General features: G+C 69.0%; 19 protein-coding genes. 6 read left to right on the forward strand and 13 right to left on the reverse strand.

Going from position 1 to position 22,144, the window contains the following annotated elements:
- Nucleotides 1-11 precede the first annotated feature (11 nt).
- Nucleotides 12-1,019, reverse strand: a complete 1,008-nt coding sequence (gene iolG, locus ABFX18_RS04410; protein ID WP_336662258.1) for an inositol 2-dehydrogenase — start codon at nt 1,017-1,019, stop codon at nt 12-14.
- A gap of 215 nt (nt 1,020-1,234) precedes the next feature.
- Complete coding sequence (locus ABFX18_RS04415) at nt 1,235-2,254, reverse strand: LacI family DNA-binding transcriptional regulator (protein WP_346057530.1); 1,020 nt, start codon at nt 2,252-2,254, stop codon at nt 1,235-1,237.
- A gap of 268 nt (nt 2,255-2,522) precedes the next feature.
- Here ABFX18_RS04415 and ABFX18_RS04420 point away from each other — a divergent pair, with 268 nt between their 5' ends.
- Both ABFX18_RS04420 and ABFX18_RS04425 read left to right on the forward strand, forming a co-directional pair.
- Nucleotides 2,523-3,713 (forward strand): Gfo/Idh/MocA family protein, encoded by a 1,191-nt coding sequence (locus ABFX18_RS04420; protein WP_346057531.1) that lies wholly within the window; start codon nt 2,523-2,525, stop codon nt 3,711-3,713.
- A 38-nt stretch (nt 3,714-3,751) separates the two neighbouring features.
- Nucleotides 3,752-4,759 (forward strand): sugar phosphate isomerase/epimerase family protein, encoded by a 1,008-nt coding sequence (locus ABFX18_RS04425; RefSeq protein WP_346057532.1) that lies wholly within the window; start codon nt 3,752-3,754, stop codon nt 4,757-4,759.
- A gap of 153 nt (nt 4,760-4,912) precedes the next feature.
- Here the strand turns inward: ABFX18_RS04425 and ABFX18_RS04430 are convergent, their stop codons facing one another.
- Together ABFX18_RS04430 and ABFX18_RS04435 are read right to left on the reverse strand one after the other, a co-directional pair.
- A complete protein-coding gene (locus tag ABFX18_RS04430) occupies nt 4,913-5,947 on the reverse strand; it encodes a Gfo/Idh/MocA family protein (RefSeq protein WP_346057533.1) in 1,035 nt (344 codons plus the stop codon).
- Nucleotides 5,948-5,956: 9 nt separating this feature from the next.
- The gene (locus ABFX18_RS04435) at nt 5,957-7,432 is read right to left on the reverse strand and encodes a sugar porter family MFS transporter (RefSeq protein WP_346057534.1); all 1,476 of its coding nucleotides are present in this window, start codon (nt 7,430-7,432) and stop codon (nt 5,957-5,959) included.
- Nucleotides 7,433-7,542: 110 nt separating this feature from the next.
- Here ABFX18_RS04435 and ABFX18_RS04440 point away from each other — a divergent pair, with 110 nt between their 5' ends.
- On the forward strand, nt 7,543-8,352 hold the full coding sequence (locus tag ABFX18_RS04440) for a sulfite exporter TauE/SafE family protein (RefSeq protein ID WP_346057535.1): 810 nt from the start codon (nt 7,543-7,545) through the stop codon (nt 8,350-8,352).
- Nucleotides 8,353-8,391: 39 nt separating this feature from the next.
- Here the strand turns inward: ABFX18_RS04440 and ABFX18_RS04445 are convergent, their stop codons facing one another.
- The 8 genes from ABFX18_RS04445 to iolC all read right to left on the reverse strand — a co-directional run bounded on the left by ABFX18_RS04445 (nt 8,392) and on the right by iolC (nt 17,879).
- The gene (locus ABFX18_RS04445; protein WP_346057536.1) at nt 8,392-9,264 is read right to left on the reverse strand and encodes a sugar phosphate isomerase/epimerase family protein; all 873 of its coding nucleotides are present in this window, start codon (nt 9,262-9,264) and stop codon (nt 8,392-8,394) included.
- 130 nt (nt 9,265-9,394) lie between these two features.
- A complete protein-coding gene (locus ABFX18_RS04450; protein ID WP_090145849.1) occupies nt 9,395-10,411 on the reverse strand; it encodes a Gfo/Idh/MocA family protein in 1,017 nt (338 codons plus the stop codon).
- 84 nt (nt 10,412-10,495) lie between these two features.
- Entirely contained in the window at nt 10,496-11,413 is a 918-nt protein-coding gene (locus tag ABFX18_RS04455; RefSeq protein WP_346057537.1) for a sugar phosphate isomerase/epimerase family protein, read from the reverse strand.
- A gap of 46 nt (nt 11,414-11,459) precedes the next feature.
- Entirely contained in the window at nt 11,460-13,400 is a 1,941-nt protein-coding gene (iolD, locus tag ABFX18_RS04460) for a 3D-(3,5/4)-trihydroxycyclohexane-1,2-dione acylhydrolase (decyclizing) (RefSeq protein ID WP_346057538.1), read from the reverse strand.
- Nucleotides 13,397-14,422, reverse strand: a complete 1,026-nt coding sequence (gene iolB, locus ABFX18_RS04465) for a 5-deoxy-glucuronate isomerase (protein ID WP_346057539.1) — start codon at nt 14,420-14,422, stop codon at nt 13,397-13,399. Before iolB ends, iolD begins: the two co-directional genes overlap by 4 nt.
- 25 nt (nt 14,423-14,447) lie before the next feature.
- Nucleotides 14,448-15,962: a CoA-acylating methylmalonate-semialdehyde dehydrogenase gene (locus ABFX18_RS04470; RefSeq protein ID WP_346057540.1), complete on the reverse strand. Its 1,515-nt coding sequence runs from the start codon at nt 15,960-15,962 to the stop codon at nt 14,448-14,450.
- Entirely contained in the window at nt 15,952-16,920 is a 969-nt protein-coding gene (locus tag ABFX18_RS04475) for a class I fructose-bisphosphate aldolase (RefSeq protein ID WP_346057541.1), read from the reverse strand. The genes ABFX18_RS04470 and ABFX18_RS04475 overlap by 11 nt, the downstream gene beginning before the upstream one ends.
- A gap of 2 nt (nt 16,921-16,922) precedes the next feature.
- Nucleotides 16,923-17,879, reverse strand: coding sequence for a 5-dehydro-2-deoxygluconokinase (iolC, locus tag ABFX18_RS04480; protein WP_090145838.1), 957 nt, complete (start codon nt 17,877-17,879; stop codon nt 16,923-16,925).
- A gap of 189 nt (nt 17,880-18,068) precedes the next feature.
- On the opposite strand from iolC, the gene ABFX18_RS04485 reads away from it, so the two are divergent.
- Nucleotides 18,069-18,827 (forward strand): GntR family transcriptional regulator, encoded by a 759-nt coding sequence (locus ABFX18_RS04485; protein WP_090145836.1) that lies wholly within the window; start codon nt 18,069-18,071, stop codon nt 18,825-18,827.
- Between the two features lie 47 nt (nt 18,828-18,874).
- Here ABFX18_RS04485 and ABFX18_RS04490 read toward each other — a convergent pair whose 3' ends face one another.
- Entirely contained in the window at nt 18,875-20,101 is a 1,227-nt protein-coding gene (locus tag ABFX18_RS04490; RefSeq protein WP_346057542.1) for a glycosyltransferase, read from the reverse strand.
- 122 nt (nt 20,102-20,223) lie between these two features.
- Here ABFX18_RS04490 and ABFX18_RS04495 point away from each other — a divergent pair, with 122 nt between their 5' ends.
- Both ABFX18_RS04495 and ABFX18_RS04500 read left to right on the forward strand, forming a co-directional pair.
- Entirely contained in the window at nt 20,224-21,240 is a 1,017-nt protein-coding gene (locus ABFX18_RS04495) for a cation diffusion facilitator family transporter (RefSeq protein WP_090147282.1), read from the forward strand.
- A gap of 104 nt (nt 21,241-21,344) precedes the next feature.
- Nucleotides 21,345-21,995 carry an MIP/aquaporin family protein gene (locus ABFX18_RS04500; RefSeq protein WP_346057543.1) on the forward strand — a complete coding sequence of 217 codons (651 nt, stop codon included), beginning with the start codon at nt 21,345-21,347 and terminating at the stop codon, nt 21,993-21,995.
- Nucleotides 21,996-22,144: the final 149 nt, after the last annotated feature.

The following is a 22,144-nucleotide window of genomic DNA, read 5'->3' on the forward strand; positions in this document are numbered from 1 at the left end:
GGTGCCCGGGATCACAGCTCGACCGCGACCGCGGCGCCGGTCTCGGCCGATCGCTGCGCCGCATCGGCGAGGATCAACGCCGCGCGCCCATCCTCGAACGTCGGGCTGGTCGACGACTCTCCGCGCACGAGCTTCACGAACTCGCCGAGCTCAGCCGCATACGCCTCCGCGTACCGCTCGAGGAAGAACTCGGGGTAGGGCGGCCGGGCTTCCACGGCGTGCCCGTTCGAGAGCACCACCGTGTTCTGCAGAGGGTTGCCGACCTGCAGCATCCCCTTCGATCCGAAGGCTTCCATGCGCTGGTCGTACCCGATGGCGCTGTGCCGGGAGTTCACGATCGTCACGATCGCGCCCGACGCAGCCCGCAGGGTGGCGACGGCGGTGTCGAAATCTCCGTGCTCGCGGGCGCCGGCGTCGAAGGTGCGCGTGCCGGTGGCGCTGACCGAGACGATGTCGTCGATGAAGAATCGCGCCATGTCGAAGTCGTGGATGGTCATGTCGCGGAAGATGCCGCCCGAGACGCCGATGTAGTCCGCGGGAGGAGCCGCCGGGTCGCGGCTCACGATGATCAGCTGTTCGAGATCGCCGATCTCTCCAGCACGCACCCGCGCCTGCGCGGAGGCGTGATTCGGATCGAACCGGCGGTTGAACCCGAGCGCGACCGGAACGCCGCTCGATGCGACCAACGGCCGGAGGGCGTCGACGCGCGCGATGTCGAGGTCGATCGGCTTCTCGCACAGCACGGGGAGGCCCGCGCGCAGGGAGGCCTCGATGAGGTCGACGTGCGTGGGGGTCGGCGAGGCGATGAGGATCGCGTCGACCTCTCCCGAGGCGATCAGCGTCTCGGCGGATTCGGTCGCCGTTGCGCCGTAGCGCGCAGCGACCGCGTGCGCTCCGTCGACGAATGGGTCGGCGACCCAGGAGAGCGTCGCCTCCGGCGAAGCGGCGATGCTGGCCGCGTGCACCTGGCCGATGCGGCCGGTGCCGATGAGTCCGAAGCGGATGGGCTGTTGCGTCATTGCGATTCCCTTGCGGTGGGTGCCGGGGCGGGCGCTACCGTTTCTGCGCCTAGCACGAGCTAAATTGTTAGTACAAAGTATGATTGTAGGGCCGGCGCAGGCCGAGCGCCACTCGGGTGGCGTGCGCCCGGCTGCGCCCCGGCACGTATGCGCCGAAAGCGCACTTCGTGTCGTACCGAGCGGCGGGGAGAGCCGCAATTGCGCTTTCAGCGCGATCAGACGTGCGGGATCCCCGCCGTCGAGGCGCGCACCACGATGCGCGGCGGGAAGATCCGCGATTCGGCGGCCGTTCCCGACAGCAGCGCGAGCAGCGCCTCCCCCGCAGCCTCGCCGAGCTCCGCGGGGTCTCCGCTGATCGTCGTGAGCGCGATGAGGCCGTAGGCGGCGAGCGGCGAGTCGTCGTACCCCACGACGGAGAGGCCTCTCGGCACCGCGAGCCCGGCATCGACGGCCGCTCCGATCACTCCGACGGCCATCGGATCGTTCACCGCGAAGACGGCCGTCGGCCGCGCTCGTGAGCGTCCGGCGGGGCGTCCTCCGGCGGACGGTCCGGCGAACAGCGGCGCCATCGCCGCGCGGGCGGCGTCCTCTCCGGTCGCATCCGCCGGCACGACGAGCGGTTCGAGGCGGGCTTCGGTCATGGCGGCGACGTACCCGCGCGCACGTTCCGTCGCGCTCGCTCCCGGCCCCGAGACGCAGACGATACGGCGATGACCGAGCCCGAGCAGGTGCCGCGTCGCAAGGCGCCCGCCGGCGGCCTCATCGCTGGCGATCACGGGCACCCGCGGCGCGCTGACGGCTCGCGTGCCGAGCACGACTGCCGGCACTCCCGAGCGCTCGACGGCATCGGCGCTCACCTCGCCGGCGATCACGATCCCGTCGACGCGCAGGGCGCGGAACGCGTCGAGCGGATCGATGTCAAGGTGCGCATTGAGGTGCGCGTCGGCGATGCTGAGTGCGTAGCCGTCGGCGCGGAGTGCCGCCCGGAGACCGGCGAGCGCCTCGACGAACCACAGATTCGAGAAGTCGTCGACCACGACGCCGATGCTGCGCGTGCGGGTTCCCGCGAGACCGGCGGCGAGCCGGCTCGGCGTGTAGTCGAGCTCGGCGACGGCTGCGAGCACCGCCGCGCGCTTCTCGTCGCTGACCTGCGAGGAGTTGCGCATCACGAGCGAGACGAGGGACTTCGAGACGCCGGCGCGCGCGGCAACGTCGTAGATGGTCGGTCGTCGCATCGTTCGCCTTTCGCGCAGCTGGCAGGTCCCCCTGCCGACATCAGGGTACGCGACTTCGGTTCCGGGCGAACGCGGTGGGCTCGGGCGAACGCGGTGGGCTCGGGCGAACGCAGCCTGGGGCGGCCGACGCGCGATCGCACGCCGCGGTCCAATTGACAGGACATGGGCGCCCGGCTACCGTAGTGCCAATTGGAGCGCTCCAATCCACGGCGCGCTGCTGGTGCCCAGCACCGAAGTTCCCCAGCAAGGAAGCCCGAAAGGAACCCCCATGACCACATCACTCGGCGTCGCCGTCATCGGAGCCGGCATGGCCGGCAAAGCTCACGCCGCCGCATACCGGGCCGCCTCGACGGTGTACGCGCCCGTGCTGCCCGAGATCCGACTCGTCGCGATCGGCGACTCCTTCGAGCCCCTGGGCGTCGAGACCGCGAAGCGATTCGGCTTCGAACGGAACGTCGTCGACTGGCGCGACATCGCCGCCGCAGACGACATCGACGTCGTCAGCGTCGTCGTCGCGAACTCGCTGCACCGCGAAATCGTCGAGGGTCTCCTCGCGGCCGGCAAGCACGTGCTCTGCGAGAAGCCCCTCAGCGACACGATCGCAGATGCGCGAGCCATGGCCGAGGCCGCACGATCCGCCGAAGCGCAGGGCCTCGTCGCCCGCATCGGATTCAGCTACCTCCGCTCCCCCGGCATCGCGTTCATGCGGCAGCTCATCGACGACGGACGGCTCGGAGACCTGCTGCACTTCTCCGGCCGCTACTGGACCGACTACGGGTGCCGCCCCGACGCGCCGATCAGCTGGCGCTACCAGGGCCCCCAGGGATCGGGCGCTCTGGGCGACATCGGCAGCCACGTGAGCTACATCGCGGAATACCTGTGCGGACCAGCGCACGACGTCTCCGGCGGTCGCTTCCACACGTCGATCGTCGAGCGCCCGAAGCCGCTCGGCCAGGTGATCGGCCATACCGGGGGCGACGTGAGCGATGAGACATCCCCCGTGACGAATGACGACTACGCGACCTTCAATGCGCGCTTCGCGGCCTGTGTCGGCACGATCGAGGTCTCACGCGTCGCGGCCGGTCACCCGAACGGTCTCGCGCTCGAGATCTTCGGAACGCGCGGGGCCGCACGCTGGTCGCAGACGAACCCGGCGCAGGTCGAGGTCATGCTGCACGACGAGCACGCCGACGTCGCCGGTTACCGCACGATCCCACTGGGGCCGGCGCACCCCCGCTACGCCGGTGGATGGGCGATGGACGCCCCCGGCGTCGGCATCGGCCAGAACGATCTATTCGTGCACCAGGCCCGCGCCTTTCTCGAAGAGGTCGCCGGCGTCCCCGCCGAAGCGTCGCTCCCCCGCTGCAGGAGTTTCGACGACGGCGTGCACAACATGGAATTCCTCGCCGCCGTCGCCGACTCGGCCGCGCACGGCGGCACGACGGTCGCCGTCCGCTGATCCTCCCCGCTTCCACCTCTGGCGAAAAGAGCATTCACATGAAACTCGGCGTGTACAACGCGATCCTCCACGACCGCAGCCTGCCGCAGGCGATCGAGATCGTCCGCTCGCTCGGCCTCACCGGCATCGAGCTCAACTCGGGCGGATTCCTCCCCGCCACGCACATCCCGAACCTCGGGGACGTCCTCGTCTCCGACGTCGCTCGCGACGAGTTCCTCGAGCAGTTCGCCGACACGGGAGTCTCCATCGCGGGCCTCAACTGCAACGGCAACCCGCTGCACCCGAAGCGCGCGATCGGTGAGGCGCACGCGGCAGATGTGCGGCGGTCGATCCGGCTCGCTGAGCGACTCGGCCAGGATCGCGTGGTGACCATGTCGGGTCTTCCCGGCGGCGAACCGGGCGCGACCGTGGTCAACTGGGTGGTCAACGCCTGGAACTCGGCCGCCCTCGACGTGCTCGACTACCAGTGGGATATCGCAGCGGAGTTCTGGCGCGAGATGGACCGCTTCGCCGCCGACCACGGCGTGAAGATCGCACTCGAACTGCACCCGCAGAATCTCGTGTTCAACTCGGCCGACGTGCACAAGCTCATCGAGCTCACGAATGCGACGCACATCGGCGTCGAGCTCGACGCCTCACACCTCTTCTGGCAGCAGATGGATCCCGTGGCCGTCGTACGGCATCTCGGCGAACTCGTCGTGCATGCCGCGGCGAAGGATGTGCGCGTGAACCCCGAGTGGGCGGGGCTCAACGGGGTGCTCGACAACTCGTTCCGCCGCCTCGGCCCCGACGAGCCCCGCACCAATCTCGGCGGCGACGAGTGGGCGAACGAGTGGCCGAAGCGCTCGGCGTGGGACTTCGTCGCGCTCGGGCGCGGCCACGACACCGAGTTCTGGACGGAGTTCCTCCGCGCGATCCGCGATGTCGACCCCGGCATGTGGGTCAACATCGAGCACGAGGACGTCTCGCTCGGGCGCATCGAGGGGCTCGAGGTCGCATCGAAGGTGCTGCTCGAGGCCGACGCGGCGCTGCAGGGCGCCCGCTAGCCGGCCCGGGCGCCCCGGCGGGCCAGCGAGAGCGCAATTGGAGTCGGTGTCCGGGCGGCGGCGCGCACGAACTGCGCTTTCGCGGGACTCGTGGCGGGGGCGCGGGACTCGTGGCGGGCGGCGGGGGGCGCGTGGCGGGCGGCGCGTGGCGGCTTACGGACGCACGGCGACGCGCACCCGTTCCCCGGTCTCAGCGCTCTCGCGAGCCGCATCGAGCACCGCGACCGTGTGCAGCGCTTCATCCAGGGTGACACTCGGCGAGGTGCCGTCGACGAGCGCACGGTGCACGTCGCGGTAGAACTCCGTGTAGTCTCCGCGCAACGACGGGACGCGGATCGCGCCGGCCCCGGTGGTGAGCACGCCCCAGCGCTCCTCCGCTTCGACGCCCCACACGTCCGCGTTCGCGGCGGGGGTCAGGCCCGCGAGCAGCTGGTCGACCTGCACGTCGGCCATGTGCGACTCGTAATTGCCCTCGTGTCCGATGACGATCATGCGCCGATCGTTTCTGCGCGCGCCCTTCGTCGAGGAGACCGAGCTGAATACGCCGGAGGCGTGGTGGAGCCCGAGGAAGAACCCGACATCGACGCGCGCGTCACGCGAGCCGAACCAGTCGAGATGCGCATCGACACGGTCGACGGGCCCGAAGAGCTGCGTGAGCTGGTCGACGACGTGCGCGCCCAGGTCTCGCAGCAGCCCCTCGTCGGGGCCCTGATCGAGCACCGCGCGATCGTCCTGGTCGAGCGCGAAGTCGGCGCGCCAGACGGGCCCGAGCGCACCGGAGTCGAGCACGGATCGCAGGGTGACGAGATCCGTGTCCCATCGCCGGTTGTGGAACACGGTGAGCATGCGGTCCGCCGCGGATGCCGCGGAGATGAGCTCGCGCGCCGTCGCGGCGTCGGGAGCGAACGGCTTGTCGGCGATCACATGCACCCCGCGCTCGAGCGCGCGCAGCACCAGCTCGCGTCGCGTCGCGGGCGGCGTCGTGATGACGACGGCGTCGACGCCGGCGTCGATGAGCGCGTCGAGCGACGCGAACGCGGGCACGCCCGGAGCCGCCTCGGCGAGCGAGGACCGCGTGGCCTCCGATCGGGCGACGACGCCCGTGAGCTCCCATTCGGTCGCGGCCTGAATGTACGGCAGGTGGAAGCGCCGCCCTCCGACGCCGAATCCGACGATCCCGATGCGCACGCGCGCTCCCTACTTGCTTGGCGGCACGTAGATCGCGCCGGTGGTGACTTCTTCTTCGAGCGCTTCGAGCGTACGCCCGCGGGTCTCGGGAATGCACTTCCAGACGAAGAGCAGCGCGAGCGCCCCCACGGCGGCGAACACGAAGAACGTGTTCGAGATCCCGACGCCGTCGACGAGCGGCAGGAAGAAGAGCGCGACGATGCCGTTCATGATCCACAGTGCGAAGACCGAGATGCCCATGCCGATGCCGCGCATGTGCAACGGGAAGATCTCCGAGAGGTACACCCACACGGCGACGTTCAAGAACGTCTGCATGGAGCCGACGAAGATGACGACGAGTGCGAGGATCACCCAGGGGCGGGCAGCGCTCTCAGCCGGCAGCGTCAGCGATGCGACGCCGATGAGCAGGTGGCTCACCGTGGTGAGCGTGAATCCCGTGATGAACGTCTTGCGGCGATCCAGCCGGTCCATCATCTGCAGCGCGATGATCGCGCCGATCACGGCGATGATGCCCGGTGCGACGTTCGCGATGAGGGCAGCGTTCTGCGAGAAGCCCGACTGCTCGAGCACCTGGCTGCCGAAGTACATGATGGAATTGATGCCGGTGAGCTGCTGGGCGATGCCGAGCCCGATGCCGACGAAGATGATCTTCGTCAGGTTGCGGTTCGCGAAGATGGCACGCCATCCGATCTGCGATGCTCCGCGCTCCTCCTCGATGAGTGCGCGGAGTTCGCCGATCTCGGCCGCTGCGCGCTCGGGGGTGCGAACGGTCGCGAGAACCCGCTCGGCGTGCTCGTAGTCGCCCCGGTTGACGAGCCAGCGCGGCGATTCCGGCATGCGCAGCATGCCGAATAAGAGCGCGATCGCCGGCAGCGCGCAGACGGCGAACATGACGCGCCAGATGTTGTCGATGTGTCCCCAGACGTTGCCGATGATCGCGTTGACCACGAACGCGGCGAGCTGACCCACGACGATCATCAGCTCGTTGCGGCCCGCGATGGAGCCGCGGATCTCGTAGGGCGCGAGCTCGGCGAGGAAGACGGGCACGACGGTCGACGCTCCGCCGACCGCGAGGCCGAGCAGCACCCGGCCGAGGATGAGGGTGCCGAATCCGAGTGGCGTGTGCGTTCCGTAGGTCTCGCCGCCCGGGGCGAAGACCACGAACGCGGTGCCGACGAAGAAGAGCACGGCGAGCAGGATGATCGTCTTGCGTCGGCCCCAGCCGTCGGAGAGCCGACCGCACGCCATCGCGCCGAGCGCGGCCGCGAATACGAGCGAACTGGTGAACCAGCCTTCGAGGAACGGCGTCAGACCCAGTTCTTCCGACATCGGGCTGAGCGCGCCGTTGACGACGCCCGTGTCGTAGCCGAAGAGCAGTCCGCCGAAGGTGGCGATGAGCGCCACGAGACCGAGTCGACGTCGATGCGGTCCGTTGCCGAGTGGCGGCAGTGCCGTACGGCTCTCTCCCGCGGTTCCGACTGTCATCTCGTTGACTCCTTCGTCGCCCGGGCCCGTCGAGTAACGGACCGCTCATCCGAGCTTAACAATGTCGTTACATTTGGACAAACTTTGGCGAGCGGTACAGTGGTCCGGTGATGCCAGCCCTCCCCGATCTCGCCCCGCTCGCCTGGGTGGTACTCGGCATCGCAGCGTGCATCGTCGGATTCTCGAAGACGGCGCTCCCGGGCGCGAACACGGTGTCGATCGCGATCTTCGCCGCGATCCTGCCCGCGAAGCAGTCCACGGGGGCACTGCTTCTGCTGCTCATCGTTGGCGATGCCTTCGCGGTGTGGGCCTACCGGAAGCATGCGAGTTGGCCGACGATGCTGCGCCTCGCACCCGCGGTCGTCGCAGGACTCGTGCTGGGCGCCGTGTTCCTCGCGTTCGCCGACGACGACTGGGTGCGCCGCGTGATCGGCGCGATCCTGCTGCTCGTGGTCGCCTTCACGATGTGGAGGCGCTACTTCTCGCTCGGTCGGGGCACGACTGCCTCGCGAGGCTCGGCGGACGGCGCTGCACCTCCCACCGGAGCTGGCAGCGCCACCGGCCGCGGTCTCGCCGGCAGCATCGGCTACGGCTCCCTCGCCGGCTTCACGACGATGGTCGCCAACGCCGGAGGGCCCGTCATGTCGATGTACTTCCTCGCCATGAAGTTCCCCGTGCAGGCGTTCCTCGGCACGGCGGCCTGGTTCTTCGCGATCATCAACATCGCGAAGCTCCCGTTCTCCATCAGCCTCGGCCTGATCGATGCGTCGAGCCTCGCACTCGACCTGGTCCTCGTGCCGGGCGTCGTCATCGGCGCCGTGCTCGGGCGCTGGATCGCGATGCGCATCAAGCAGCGCGTGTTCGAGCGCGCCGTGCTCGCCGTGACGATCCTCGCCGCGCTCTACCTCGTCATCTTCTGAGCCGCGGCGCGGCGGCGGCGGCTCCGGGAGCGGCCTCTCTCAGACCACGCCGGCCAGCTCGCGCAGTTTGGCGAGTTGGAAGCGCGAGATCTCATCTGCGCGCTCGTCTTCGGCGAACACGTTCGACACGATCAGCGCGTCGTCGCGTTCGAGGTACCCCGAGTCTCGGAGCGCGGTGAAGAGCTCGATCCAGTCGACATCGCCGTCGCCGATCGCCAGGTGCTGATGCACGCGCACCGCGTTGCCCGGAGGGTTGGTGATGTAGCGCAGGGCGTTCGACCGCGTGTGGTCGAAGGTGTCGGCCGCGTACACGGCGCCGAGGCGGTTCCCGAGCTGCGGGATCAGGCTCGTCGCCCGGTCGCCGTAATGGAACGTGTGCGCGGCGACGTAGACGAATCCGACGCGGTCGGTGTTCAAACCGCGGATGATGCGCCACGCCTCGAGCCCGTCCTCGACGAAGTCGTCTGGGTGCGGGTCGAAGTTCATGGTGACGCCTTCGCGCTCGAGCACCGGAATGAGACGCTCCATCGCTCGGTAGAACGCGACCTCCGAGTCCTCCTCGCGCTCGGGCCGACCCGAGAACTCGGTGTTGACGATCGGCGCCTCGAGCTCGGCGGCGATCTCGATGTAGCGCGTCGTGTTGAAGACTGCGGCGTCGACCTGGTGCGGCTCCGGGCCTCCGAAGCGCTGCACCGGCAGCAGGGAGGTGATCGTCACCCCGGCGTCCCTCGCCCGCTTCTTCAGCTGTGCGATGAGGGCGCTGTCCATCTTGGGGTGGTGGAAGTGCCGCCCGAAATCTGGGCTGGGCGTCAGCTGCAGGTACTCGTATCCCAGCCGCGCGACGAGGTCGGGGAAGTCGAGCAGGTGCACCGAATCGTTGTACGGCGTGGGGTCGAGTGCGATGCGCACCATGGGGCCTCCTCAGTACTCAGTGTGTTGCTGCGCGCGGGCAGCGCGGGCTTCGGTGAGTGATTCGACATCGGTGAGCGGTGTTCGTGCACATCGCTCCCACCGAAGCCGAATATCTCACGGCGGCAGTGGATCAGGCGTAGAACGCCGGGCGCTCCGGCGCCTCGACCGGCACCACACCGCCGTCGTGCATCGCGGTGACGCCCGCCTCGCACGAGAGCGCGACGAGGTAGCCGTCCCACGCGTTCGGTCCGTCGACGAGGTCGCCGCGGTGCACCGCATCGACCCAGCGCTGGATCTGCTCGTCGTACGCCGCGGCGAAACGCGTGGTGAACGACTCGTGCTCCTGCATGCTGAAGCGCCCGGCGCTCCAGCGCTGCAATCCTGCGGGCTGGCCGATGCGGGCGACGCCCTGCTCGAAGACGGCCTCGGTGGCGACCTGGTAGCCGAACTGCACGCTGACGCTCATCTCCACGTCGACGAGCACGCCGTTCTCGAGCTCCATGAGTACGAGGATCGGCTCGTGCAGCCGCTCCGGCGCGAGCGAGTTGCGGCGCGGGTGCTTCACCTCGACGCTCACGACGCGCGACCCCGCGAGCCACGGCACGACGTCGAACTCGTGCACGACCGAGTCGGTGATGAGCATGTCGTTCGTGTAGGTGTCGGGCACCGAGGGGTTGCGGTGCACGCCGCGCACCATCAGCAGTTCACCGCTCTCGCCCGAGGCGACCAGGTCGCGCAGCGCCTGGTACTCGGCATCGAAGCGGCGCATGAAGCCGACCTGGATGTGCGGCCGGTCGAGCTGCTGTTCGAGCTGCAGCACCTCCCAGGAGCTCGCGGAATCCTGGGTGAGCGGCTTCTCGCAGAGGATCGGCAGCTGCGCTGCCAGCGCCGGAGCGAGCACCGGCGCGTGGAACTGGCCGGGAACGGCGATGAGCACCGCGTCGAGCGCGTCGGCCGCGATGGCCTCCTCGACGCTCGCGAACACCTGCGCGCCGGGCGCGTGCTCAGCGGCCGCGGCCGCTCGGCCGGCGTCGGGCTCGACGACAGCCGAGACGCGAGCGCCGCTGATGCGGGCGGTGATGCGGGCGATGTGGTCGGCGCCCATCTTGCCGGCGCCGACGACGGCGACGCGGAGATCTTCAGTCATGGTCGATGGTTCCTTTCGATTCGAATCCGGGCCCGAGGGCGATCCCTGGACCGGCAGCGCGCGCCGCGATGCGACGCTCGAGCGCTAGCTCCTGGCGAGGTGCGTGCAGGAGAAGATGTGCTCGCGCGTGCGCGTCGCGATGGGCAGCGGGCGGTCGACGTCGCAGCCGTACATGTCCTGCTCGACGATCGCGAAGATGTCGGCGTCGATCTTCGCGACGGCTTCGATCACCGGTGCGAGGTCGGGAACGCCGTTGGGGGGTTCGATCATGATGCCCTGGGTCACCGCTTCGGCGAAGGGGACGTCGTTCTTCAGCACATCGAAGAGCAGCGAGGGGTCGACCTGCTTGAGGTGCAGGTAGCCGATGCGCTCCGGCCGCTCCTCGATGAGCTTCACGTTGTCACCGCCGTAGTAGGCAAAGTGGCCGGTGTCGAGGCACAGGTTGGTGTACCGCTCGTCGGTCTCGTCGAGGAAGCGCAGCACCTCCCGCGTGGTGCCGATGTGGCTGTCGGCGTGGGAGTGGAACTGCTGCTTGACGCCGAACTCCTCGAGCAGGGCCTTGCCGAGGCGATCGTGTCCGGCGCCGAGCTTCGCCCACTGCTCGTCGGTGAGGGTGCGCGGCTCGAGCACTTGACTCGTGGCGTCGCTGCGCCAGAGGTCCGGGATCACGACGAGGTGCTCCGCGCCGAGCTTCGATGCGAGGCCAGCGACGTTCAGCGCCTGGTCCCAGGCACGCTGCCACTCGTCGTCTCCCTTGTGGAAGCCGGTGAACACCGTGCCTGCCGAGAGCTTCAGGCCGCGCTTGCCGAGCTCGTCCTCGAGCTGGTGCGGGTCGGTGGGGAGGTAGCCGTACGGTCCGAGTTCGATCCACTCGTAGCCGGAGGCGACGACCTCGTCGAGGAAGCGCTCCCAGGGCACCTGACCGGGATCGTCGGGAAACCACACGCCCCAGGAGTCGGGGGCGGTGCCGATGCGCAGCCCGGCTTCGTTCGCTGCAGTCATGACCTGTCCTTCGTATTTCGCGGTGAGATTCGGGAGGGATCGGCGCTCAGCCGAGCAGCGGCTTCTGCGCGGCTGCCTGCTCCTCATAGGCGGCTCGCGCGCGCTGCGTCGACTCGAGGGTCGACACCTGCTGCACCGGCACGTCCCACCAGCCGGCGCCGTCGGGGGCGTAGACCAGCGGGTCGCTGTTGATGTGGATGAACGTCGCGCGATCCGACGCCTTCGCCTGAGCGATCGCCCGCTCCAGGTCGGAGATCGCGTCGCTCGTCGGTTCGACCTCGATGACGTCCATGCCGTAACTGCGGGCGTTCATCGCGAGGTCGACCGGCAGCACTCGCTCGCCCTGGAAGTTCTTCGCGGTGTCGTCGTACTCGCGGTACCAGGTGCCGAAGCGCTCGGAGCCGACCGTTTCGGAGAGGTGGCCGATCGAGGCGTAGCCGTGGTTCTGGATGAGGATCACGATGACCTTGATGCCCTCGGCGACCGCGGTCACGAGCTCGCTGTTCAGCATCAGATACGAGCCGTCTCCGACCATGATGATCACGTCGCGGTCGTCACCTGCAGCGGTCAACCCGCGCTTCGCGCCGATACCGCCCGCGATCTCGTAGCCCATGCACGAGTACGCGTACTCGACGTGGTACCCGAGCGCGTCGCGCACGCGCCACAGCTTGTGCAGGTCGCCCGGCAGCGATCCCGCCGCCTGCACGACCACGTCCTCCGCAGCACTCGAGCGCTGCACCGCTCCGATGATCTCCGGCTGGCCGGGCAGCTCCCTGCCGGAGGGGGCGAACGCCTCGTCCACGAGGCCGTCCCACGCCGCTTTCTCCGCGGCGATGCGCTCGGCGTAGGCGGCGTCGACGCCGAGCTGCGCGGCAGAGCCCCCCTCGAGCGCTGCGAGCAGCTCGACGAGCGCCTCTCTGGCGTCGGCGATCACCGGGATCTGCGTGCCGTGCTTGTACGCGTCGAATGACGCCACGTTGATGTTGACGAAGCGCACGCCGGGGTGCTGGAACGCGGTGCGCGACGACGTCGTGAAATCGCTGTAGCGCGTGCCGATCCCGATGATGACATCGGCATCCGCAGCGAGGCGATTGGCCGCGAGGGTGCCGGTCGCCCCGACACCGCCCAGGTACTGCGGATGATCCCAGTCGAGCACGCCGCCGCCGGCCTGCGAGGAGCCGACGGGAATGCCGGTCGCCTCGACGAACGCGCGCAGCTGCTGCTCGGCGTCCGAGTACAGCACGCCTCCGCCCGCGACGATGAACGGGCGTTTCGCCTCGCGGATCGCCTCGAGCGCGACGGCGAACGCATCGCGCTCGGGGCGCGGACGGCGAATGCGCCACTCGCGCGGTTGCAGGAACTCCTCCGGAACATCGACGGCCTCCGCCTGCACGTCTTCGGGGAGCGCGATCGTCACGGCTCCGGTCTCGGCAGGATCGGTGAGCACGCGCATGGCGGCGAGCGCGATCGAGAACAGCTGCTCGGGGCGCTGCACCCGGTCGAAGAACCTGGAGACCGGGCGGAACGCGTCATTCACCGTCAGCCCGATGTCGTGCGGCTGCTCCAGCTGCTGCAGCACGGGGTCGGCGACGCGCGTCGCGAACGTGTCGCTCGGCAGCAGCAGCGCTGGCAGGCGGTTCGTCGTGGCGAGCGCCGCGCCCGTGAGCAGGTTCGTGGCGCCGGGGCCGACCGATGCAGCAGCGGCGTAGGTGCCGCGCCGACGGTGCATGCGGGCGTAGCCGACCGACTGGTGCACCATCGCTTGCTCGTTGCGAGCCTGGTAATAGGGCATGAGGTCGGGCTGCTCGACGTTGACCTGCTTGAGGGCCTGGCCGATTCCGGCGACATTGCCGTGCCCGAAGATGCCGAACGTTCCGGGAATGGTGCGCTCGCGGATCTCGGTTCCGTCGGCCGCGCGATCGACGGTCCACTGGTTCGCGAGGAACTCGATCAGCGCTTGACTCACGGTCATCCGTCGGGTCGTCATCGTGCCTGCTCCGTTTCGGTCACTGGGGTCTGCGGGGTGAAGGGAAGGCGCGCGTCGAGTTCCTGACCCTCCCAGGTGTCGCGCACCCAGCCGTGCGCCGGGTCGTCGCTGATGAGCCAGGTGCGCTCTGGATCGGGGCCGGCCATCACGTTGAGGTAGTACATGTCGTACCCGGGGGCGGCGACGGCGGGCCCGTGGTAGCCGTGCGGCACGAGCGCGATGTCGCCGGTGCGCACCTGCGAGTCGATCTCGATGGGCCCGGCCGGTGAGGCGTACGTGCTGAACAGGCCGAACGCGCGCTCGGGATCGACGCCGGCGGGGGCGTCCTTCGTCGGCGCGACCTCGAAGTAGTAGATCTCCTCGAGCTCCGACTCGTGCCCCGGGATGTGCTCGTCGTGCTTGTGCGGCGGGTACGACGACCAGTTCTCGGCCGGAGTGATGACTTCGACGACGATGAACCGTGCCGCGTCGAGCGACTCCTTGCGGCCGAAGTTGTGCACCTGGCGGCTCGAAGCACCGGCGCCGCGCAGCTCGACCGGCACGTCCTCGACCGCCATGTAGCGGGAGGGGCGCACGAGGGCCGGGTTGTCCGCCGGCACCGGAGAGGTGGCGACGAGGAAGCGCGCTTCGCCCGATGGTGCCGAGGTCGCGGTGACCTCGGCCTCAGCGACCGCCGACAGGTAGAGCACGTCAGTCGGCCCGTCGAAGACGGAGGCGCGTCCGGCGAGATCGACCGTCGTCTCGGTGTCGGCATCGGCCCCGGCAGCAGTCGCGGCCGGCGCGCGGCCGTCTTCGCGGTATCGCACGGAGAACGCGCCGGAGAGGGGAACGATCAGTCGTTCGACGCCGCTCCCGTCGAGGGCGATGGACGCACCCTCGGCGAGCCGGGCGACCCGCACACCCGTGTGCTCCCAGCCGGGGATGCGCTCGTCGACGACGGACTCCCACCCTCCTTCGGCGAGTTCGCCGCGCCGATGGAACCATCGGCCGGTCGGTGCCGTCTGCTGCGCGTCGTGCGTCATGTCGCCCCTCCTCCGGTGCGTTCGATCAGTCGTTCTGGGGGAACCCGAGGTTGATGCCGCCGTGCGTCGCGGGATCGAGCCAGCGACTGGTGATGGCTTTCTCACGGGTGAAGAACTCGAAGCCCTGCACGCCGTACGCCTTCGAGTCGCCGAAGAGCGACGCCTTCCACCCGCCGAAGGAGTGGTATGCGACCGGCACGGGGATCGGGACGTTGATGCCGATCATGCCGACCTGGATCTCGTGCTGGAAGCGGCGGGCCGCACCGCCGTCGTTCGTGAAGATCGCAGTGCCGTTGCCGAACGCGCCCGAGTTGATGAGCTCGACGCCCTCTTCGAACGTCTCGACGCGCACGATCTCGAGCACGGGCCCGAAGATCTCCTCGGTGTAGGCGCGCGACGTCGTCGGCAGGTGATCGATGAGCGTCGGCCCCACGAAGAACCCGTTCTCGTGCCCGTCGACTGAGAAGCCCCGGCCGTCGACGACGATGGTCGCCCCGTCCTGCTCGGCGATGTCGATATAGCCGGTCACCTTGTCGCGATGCGCATCGGTGATGAGCGGCCCCATGTCGGGTTCGGGCGTCGATGCGCCGTTGCCGATCGAGAGGTTCGCGATGCGCTCGGTGATCTTCTCGATGAGCGCGTCGGCGACGGGCTCGACCGCGAGCACGACCGAGATCGCCATGCAGCGCTCGCCTGCGGCGCCGTATCCGGCGTTGATCGCCTGGTCGGCGACGAGGTCGAGGTCGGCATCGGGCAGCACCAGCATGTGGTTCTTCGCTCCGCCCAGAGCCTGCACGCGCTTGCCGTGCTTCGAGGCGGTCTCGTAGATGTACTGCGCGATCGGCGTCGATCCCACGAATGAGATCGAGTGCACGCCCGGGTCGGTGAGCAGGCCGTCGACGGCGAGCTTGTCGCCGTTGAGCACGGTGAAGACGCCGTCGGGCAGGCCGGCCTCCTGCCAGAGCTCGGCGAGCCACAGGGCCGCAGAGGGATCCTTCTCGGAGGGCTTCACGATGACGGCGTTGCCCGCGGCGATCGCGACGGGGAAGAACCACATCGGCACCATGGCCGGGAAGTTGAAGGGGGCGATGATGCCCGCCACGCCGATCGGCTGCTTGATCGAATAGACATCGATGCCGGTCGAGGCGTTCTCGGAGAATGCGCCCTTGATGAGGTGCGGGAATCCTGTGGCGAGTTCCACGACCTCCTGGCCGCGCAGGATCTCGCCCATGGCATCCGAGACGACTTTGCCGTGCTCGCGCGTGATGATCTCGGCGAGCTCGCCCTTGCGGGCGTTCAGCAGCTCGCGGAACTTGAAGATGACGGTCTGGCGCTTCGCCATGGAGAATGCGCTCCAGGCTTCGAAGCCGCGGGTGGCCGAGGAGATCGCCGCGGCGATCTCCGCCTCATCGGCGAGGGCGACGTGCGCCTGCACCTCGCCGGTCGCCGGGTTGAAGACGGGGGCGGTGCGGCCGCTCGTCGAGGCGCGACGTGCGCCGTCGATCCAGTGCGGGATCACGGGGAGGGAATCAGTGCTCATTGCGGGTGTCCTTCGTGTCGTTCGTGTGCGAGATCGAAGCGAGACCGCGTGTCGGCTGCGCCTCGCGAGGAGTTTCGGGGAGATCGCGGTGCACCAGCCGCGCGGCCGTGTCGACCGCGGCGGCGACGTCGCCGTCGTGCGGGTAGAGCAGCGTGCGGCCGACCGTGAGGCCGCGCACGCCGGGCAGGGCGAGGGCGCTCTCCCACGAGGCGAACGTCTCGTCGGGATCGCCGCCGTTGTCGCCGCCGAGCAGCAGCGTCGGCATCGTCGTGGCCTCCATGACGCGCTCCATCTCGGGGACCACCGGCAGCTTCATCCACGTGTAGGCGCTCGAATTGCCGAGCCCGGAGGCGATGGCCGTCGAGAGGATCACCGCGTCCGCCGAGAGATCGTTGATCACCTTTCCGCCGATGCGGCTGCTCATGAACGGCTCGAGCATGATCGGCAGCCCCGCGGCCGCGGCAGCGTCGACGGCGCGAGCGGTCGCCTGGAGCGTCGACGCGGTGCCGGCGTCGTTCAGGTCGACGCGGATGAGCGTCTTCGCGAAATCGAGGCCGTGCCTGACCATTGCGTCGATGTCGTAGGCCGTATACCGGTCGTCGAGCTCGAACGAGGCGCCGCGCAGCCCGCCCCGATTCATCGACCCGACGACGATCTTGTCGTCGAGCAGCCCGAGGGCTGCCAGATCGTCGATGATGTCGGGGGTTCCGAGCACGCCGTCGACGCCGGGGCGCGAGAGCGCCAGCGCCATCCGTTCGAGCAGATCGTAACGATTGGCCATGGCGGTGGCGTGACCGCCAACGGCGATCGCTCCGCGGGCCGGGTGATCCGCGGCCACGATGAAGAGCCTGCCGTCACCGGCGATGACGTCGCGCCGGCGCCGTTCGGCGAGCGCGCGAGTGATGCCGGACGGGTCCGCGGCGCGCAGCTGGCGCAGGCGGTCGAAGTCGAGTGCCACGATCAGGCCCCCTTCGCGAGCAGGGTTTCGACCTCTGCGGCGTCGGGCATCGCCGTCGAGCACTCGCGGCGCGTGGCCACGATCGCTCCTGCGACGTTGGCGAAGCGGAAGATGCGCTCGAGGTCCCAGCCCTCGAGCAGCCCGTGGCAGAGCGCTCCGCCGAAGGCGTCGCCCGAGCCGAGGCCGTTGATCACATCGACGAAGTGCGGGGGCACCTCCACGCGCTCCTCCCGGGTCTTCGCGAGTACGCCCTTGGGCCCCTGCTTCACGATCGCGAGTTGCAGACCGCGATCGAGCAGCGCGTCTGCGGCTCGGTCCGGCTCGGTCTCCCCCACCGCGACCTCGCACTCCTCGCGGTTTCCGACCGCGATCGTCGCGCGGCCGATCGCCGCCGCGACCTGCTCCGTGGCTTCGGCCGCGTCGCCCCAGAACATGGGGCGGTAGTCGAGGTCGAAGATCGTGTGCGCGGCGCCGTCTCGTGCTTCGAGGGCGGCGTGGTGCGTCGACCGGCTCGGCTCCTCGCTCAGTCCGGTGAGCGTGAACCATAGGATGCGCGCCTCGCGGACGGCCTCGAGGTCGAGATCCTCGACCGCGATCTGCAGATCGGGCGCCTTCGGCTTGCGATAGAAGTAGAGCGGGAAGTCGTCCGGCGGGAAGATCTCGCAGAAGGTGACCGGCGTGGGGTACTCGGGGTCGACGCGGACCTCGCGATTGTCGACCCCGAGTCGTTCGAGTTCGCGCAGCAGGTACGTGCCGAAGGGGTCGTCGCCGACGCGTGAGATCAGAGCGCTCGCCCGGCCGTACTTCGCTGCGGCCACTGCGACATTCGCCGCGCTCCCGCCGAGGTACTTGCCGAAGCTGGTGACATCTTCGAGGCCGATCCCGTCTTGCAATGGGTAGATATCGACTCCGAGCCGACCCAGTGCCAGAACGTCATCCCGACGCCGCAGTTCCGACATTCGCTACTCGCCTTCTCGTAGTGACGCAGGCGGGCCCCGTGCACCGCTGCATTTGTCCTAACAATAGCACGAAGCGGCGGGGCGCCACATGCACACTCCGCTCGGGGGTAATGTTGTCATCACAAAGGGGTCGCTCGCGGCCCATCGCATTCGATCCGCGTGCCACCCCAGCGCCGAGGAGCACCGCACATGAGCATTGAACCCGTCTGGCCGAGCGAGCTCTTCACCGATCTCGACCGCAGCGGCCCCATCCCCCTGTACTTCCAGATCTCGAGCCGACTCGAGCGCGCGATCCGCGACGGCATCATCCCAGCCGGCGCTCGCCTCGAGAACGAGATCGCGATCGGGCAGCATCTCGGCCTCTCACGCCCGACCGTGCGACGCGCGATCCAGGAGCTCGTCGACAAGGGCCTGCTCGTACGGCGCCGGGGCATCGGCACCCAGGTCGTGCAGGCCAGGGTGAGCCGACCCGTCGAGCTCACGAGCCTGCAGGAGGATCTCACCCGCGCGGGCCACCACCCGAGCACGCGGGTGCTCTCACTCGAGAAGATCCCCGCGGACGAGGAAGCGGCGGTGCGACTCCGTGTCGACGTCGGCACCGAGATCACGCGCATCCGCCGGCTGCGCAGCGCCGACGGCACCCCGATGGCGATCCTCGAGAACCTCCTGCCGCCCGAGTACGCCGACATCACGTTCGCGGACCTCGAGACGCACGGGCTCTACGAGATGCTGCGAGCGCGCGGCATCGCCATCAAGATCGCGAACCAGACGATCGGAGCGCGGCGCACCCACAGCGACGAGCACGAACTGCTCGACGTCGCGAAGGGCAGCCCCGTGCTCACCATGGATCGCGTCGCCTTCGACCAGGGCGGCAGTGTCATCGAGGCCGGGCATCACTGCTACCGGCCGGATCTGTACTCGTTCGAGACCACACTCGTCTCCCGGTAGCGCGCAGACGGTCCGGACCCCGGCGCCAGACCCCGCTCAGCTCGCTCCTACCGAGCGATCACCTCGCGGTACACCTCGACGAGACGGTCGGCCGACGCCTGCCAGCTGCGCTGCAGCGCGTGCGCGCGTGCCGCATCCCCCATGCGCTTCAACCCGGGGCCGTCGGCGAGCATCTCGCGGATGGTCGACGCCCAGACCTCGTGGTCGTCGCCGGCGATCAGGACGCCCGTCGTCCCGGCGACAACGGCTTCGCGCAACCCGCCGGCGTCACGGGCGATCACGGGCACGCCCGATGCTGCCGCCTCGAGCGCGACGAGGCCGAATGTCTCGGTGTGCGACGGCACGAGCATGAGACTGGCCGACCGAATGCGCTCAGCCAGTTCGCGCCGTCGAAGCGCCCCCTCGAACGCCGTCGTACTGAGCATGCCGTGCGCGACGACCGACTCGTGCAGCGCGCGAGCGTAGTCATCACCGTCGGGAGGGGGCGCGCCGACGATGCGGAGCGTCGGGCGCTCGGCGTGAGGGAGCTGCGCGATCGCCTCGATCGCGAGATCGAATCCCTTGAGGGGGTGCAGGCGGCCGACGAGGATCACCTCGGGCCTCCCTCCTCCGCGCAACCAGTCGCGCTGCTCCTTGCACTCCGCGGTGTCGCACGGTCGGAACAGGTCGGTGTCGACGCCGAGCGGCACCACGCGCACGCGATCCGGATCGCCTTCGAGCCTCGCGAGCACCGTGGCCCGTTCAGCCTCGCTCACCGCGATGATGAGGTCGGCCTCAGCGGCCAGCCGCGCTTCGCCCGTCAGGCGTCCGGGCGACTCCGGGCGCTCCCCGTCACCGAACGGCGACTCGGGCGGCGCGGCGATCGAATGATAGCTCTGGAGCAGCGGAATGCCGCAGTCACGGGCGACCGGCAGTGCGGCGATGCCCGAGAACCAGTGCTCCGCATGCAGCACCTCGACCGGGTCAGCGGTGAGTTCGGTGTGCAGCAGGCGGCTGAAGTCCTCCATCACCTGCTCGTGCTCGCCCTTCGCCAGCAGGCGAGGGGCACCGGCGTCGAGCAGCAGCACGGTCAGGTTCGGCATGAGCTCGACGCGCGCCGGAGTGTCGGTGTCGCTGCGCCTCGTGAAGATGCGCACGCGGTGGCCGGCACGGGCGAGCGCCTCCGCCTGCGCGCGCACGACGACGTTCATTCCGCCGGCATCTTTCGTGCCCGGCACATCGAGCGGCGAGGTGTGCAGCATGACGAAGCCGATCGAAAGTGCTGCGGGAGTCATGCTTCGAGCGTAGTGGCAGGATCGGTGCCTTCCGTCGCACGACCCCGTCGTCATCGGCCGCCCCTCGACGAAAGATACCCCAGGTGGGTATGCTCGAAGTATCCGATCGTGAAGGAGACCCGATGACCGAGCCGCACGAGAGCAGCGACGCCTGCGAGCCCGAGTTCAGCGCCGGGCACCCCTCACGTCCAGGAGAGCACGCCGGCGCCCGCGGATCGCACGCGCACGATCACGGCCTGCAGGGCGCGACCTCCGGCACGGCGAAGCACCGGCGCAAGCTGGTGCTGGTGCTCGTGATCACGCTGACGGTCTTCGTCGTGCAGCTCATCGGCGCCTTCGTCTCGAACTCGCTCTCCCTCCTCGCCGACGCCGGCCACATGCTTACCGACGCCACCGGAGTCGCGATCGCGCTCATCGCGAGCCTCATCGCGGGCGTCGCGGCGACGTCGAAACGCACCTTCGGATATCTGCGGATCGAGATCCTCGCCGCGCTCATCAACGGCATCGTGCTCGGAGTCATCGCGATCGTCATCCTCGTCCAAGCCATCGCTCGCTTCGGCACCGAAGTCGAGGTGCACTCCGTTCCGATGCTGGTCGCCGCCGTCATCGGAGCCATCGCCAACCTGATCTCCCTGCTCATTCTGCAATCGGGGCAGCGCGAAAGCCTCAATGTGCGCGGGGCGTACCTCGAAGTGCTCGGCGACCTGCTCGGCTCCGTCGCCGTCATCGTCGCCGGCACCATCATCCTGTTCACCGGCTGGAACGCGGTCGATCAGATCGCCTCGATCCTCATCGCCCTCCTCATCTTCCCCCGGGCGATCAGCCTGCTGCGCGACGTCGTCGATGTGCTGCTCGAGGCGTCGCCGAAGAACGTCGACGTCGACGCCGCCCGTGCCCACATGGAAGCGGTGCCCGGCGTCGAAGAGGTGCACGACGTGCACGCCTGGACCATTACCTCAGGCGTGCCCGCCTTCTCAGCCCACGTGACGGTGGCCGACGCCGCGTGGAGCGAACGCGGGTACCACGCGATCCTCGACGAGGTGCGCGCCTGTCTGCACGAGCATTTCGACACCGAGCACGTCACGCTCCAGTTGGAGCCGCGCAGCCACGAGACCGCGGGAGAGCGCGTGCACGCCTAGGGTCGGCACCGAGACGTACTCCACCCGTGACGCGGCGCCTCCCCTTCGGCATAATGAGTGTGAGCTGTGTATCTGCACAGAATGCCTGAGACAGTGAGTCGAAGATGACCGGTACCGTTCGCAACGCTGGGGCCGAGGCCCTCGCAACACTGCTGTTCGTCTTCTCGATCGTCGCCGCGATCAACAACGCGGGCGACTTCGCGCCCCTCGCCATCGGGTTCACTCTGATGGTGCTGATCTACGCCACCGGCCACCTCTCCGGCGCCCACCTGAACCCGGCGGTCTCGCTCGGCGCGCTCATCCGCGGTGCGCTGAGCGCAGGCGACTTCGTGGCCTACGTCATCGCTCAGCTCGTCGGCGGCGTGCTCGGCGCGCTGCTCGCCGGACTCATCTTCCCGGCAGCCGCAGCGGCGAAGGAGATCGAGGTCGGGCCGGCCTTCCTGGTCGAGGCGCTCTTCACCTTCATCCTCGTCTACGTCGTGCTCAACGTCGCGACGTCGAAGGACACCGAGGGCAACTCGTTCTACGGCCTCGCCATCGGTTCCGTCGTCGTCGGAGCGTTCGCAGTCGGCCCTGTCTCGGGCGGCGGGTTCAATCCGGCGGTCGCTCTCGGCCTGGCCGTGCACGGCGACTTCGCGTGGTCGAATCTGTGGCTCTACTTCGTCGCCCCGCTCGTCGGCGGTGCACTCGCCGCACTCGCCGCATTCGCCTTCCGCGCCTTCAACCGCCACGACCTCGCCACGGTCGAGGCCTGAGCGGGGCCCGCTCCGTAGGCTCGCATCGCTGAGTTCCCGCGTCGGTGAGAGATTCGGCGACGGTGAGGCCGAAATCCCCGGCGGTTTCATTTGGTCGTTGCAACACCCTTCATTCGAAGGGATGTACCCGCTATGCCTCGTATCAGCAG

The organism is Leucobacter alluvii, from assembly GCF_039530485.1.
GTDB lineage: Bacteria > Actinomycetota > Actinomycetes > Actinomycetales > Microbacteriaceae > Leucobacter > Leucobacter alluvii.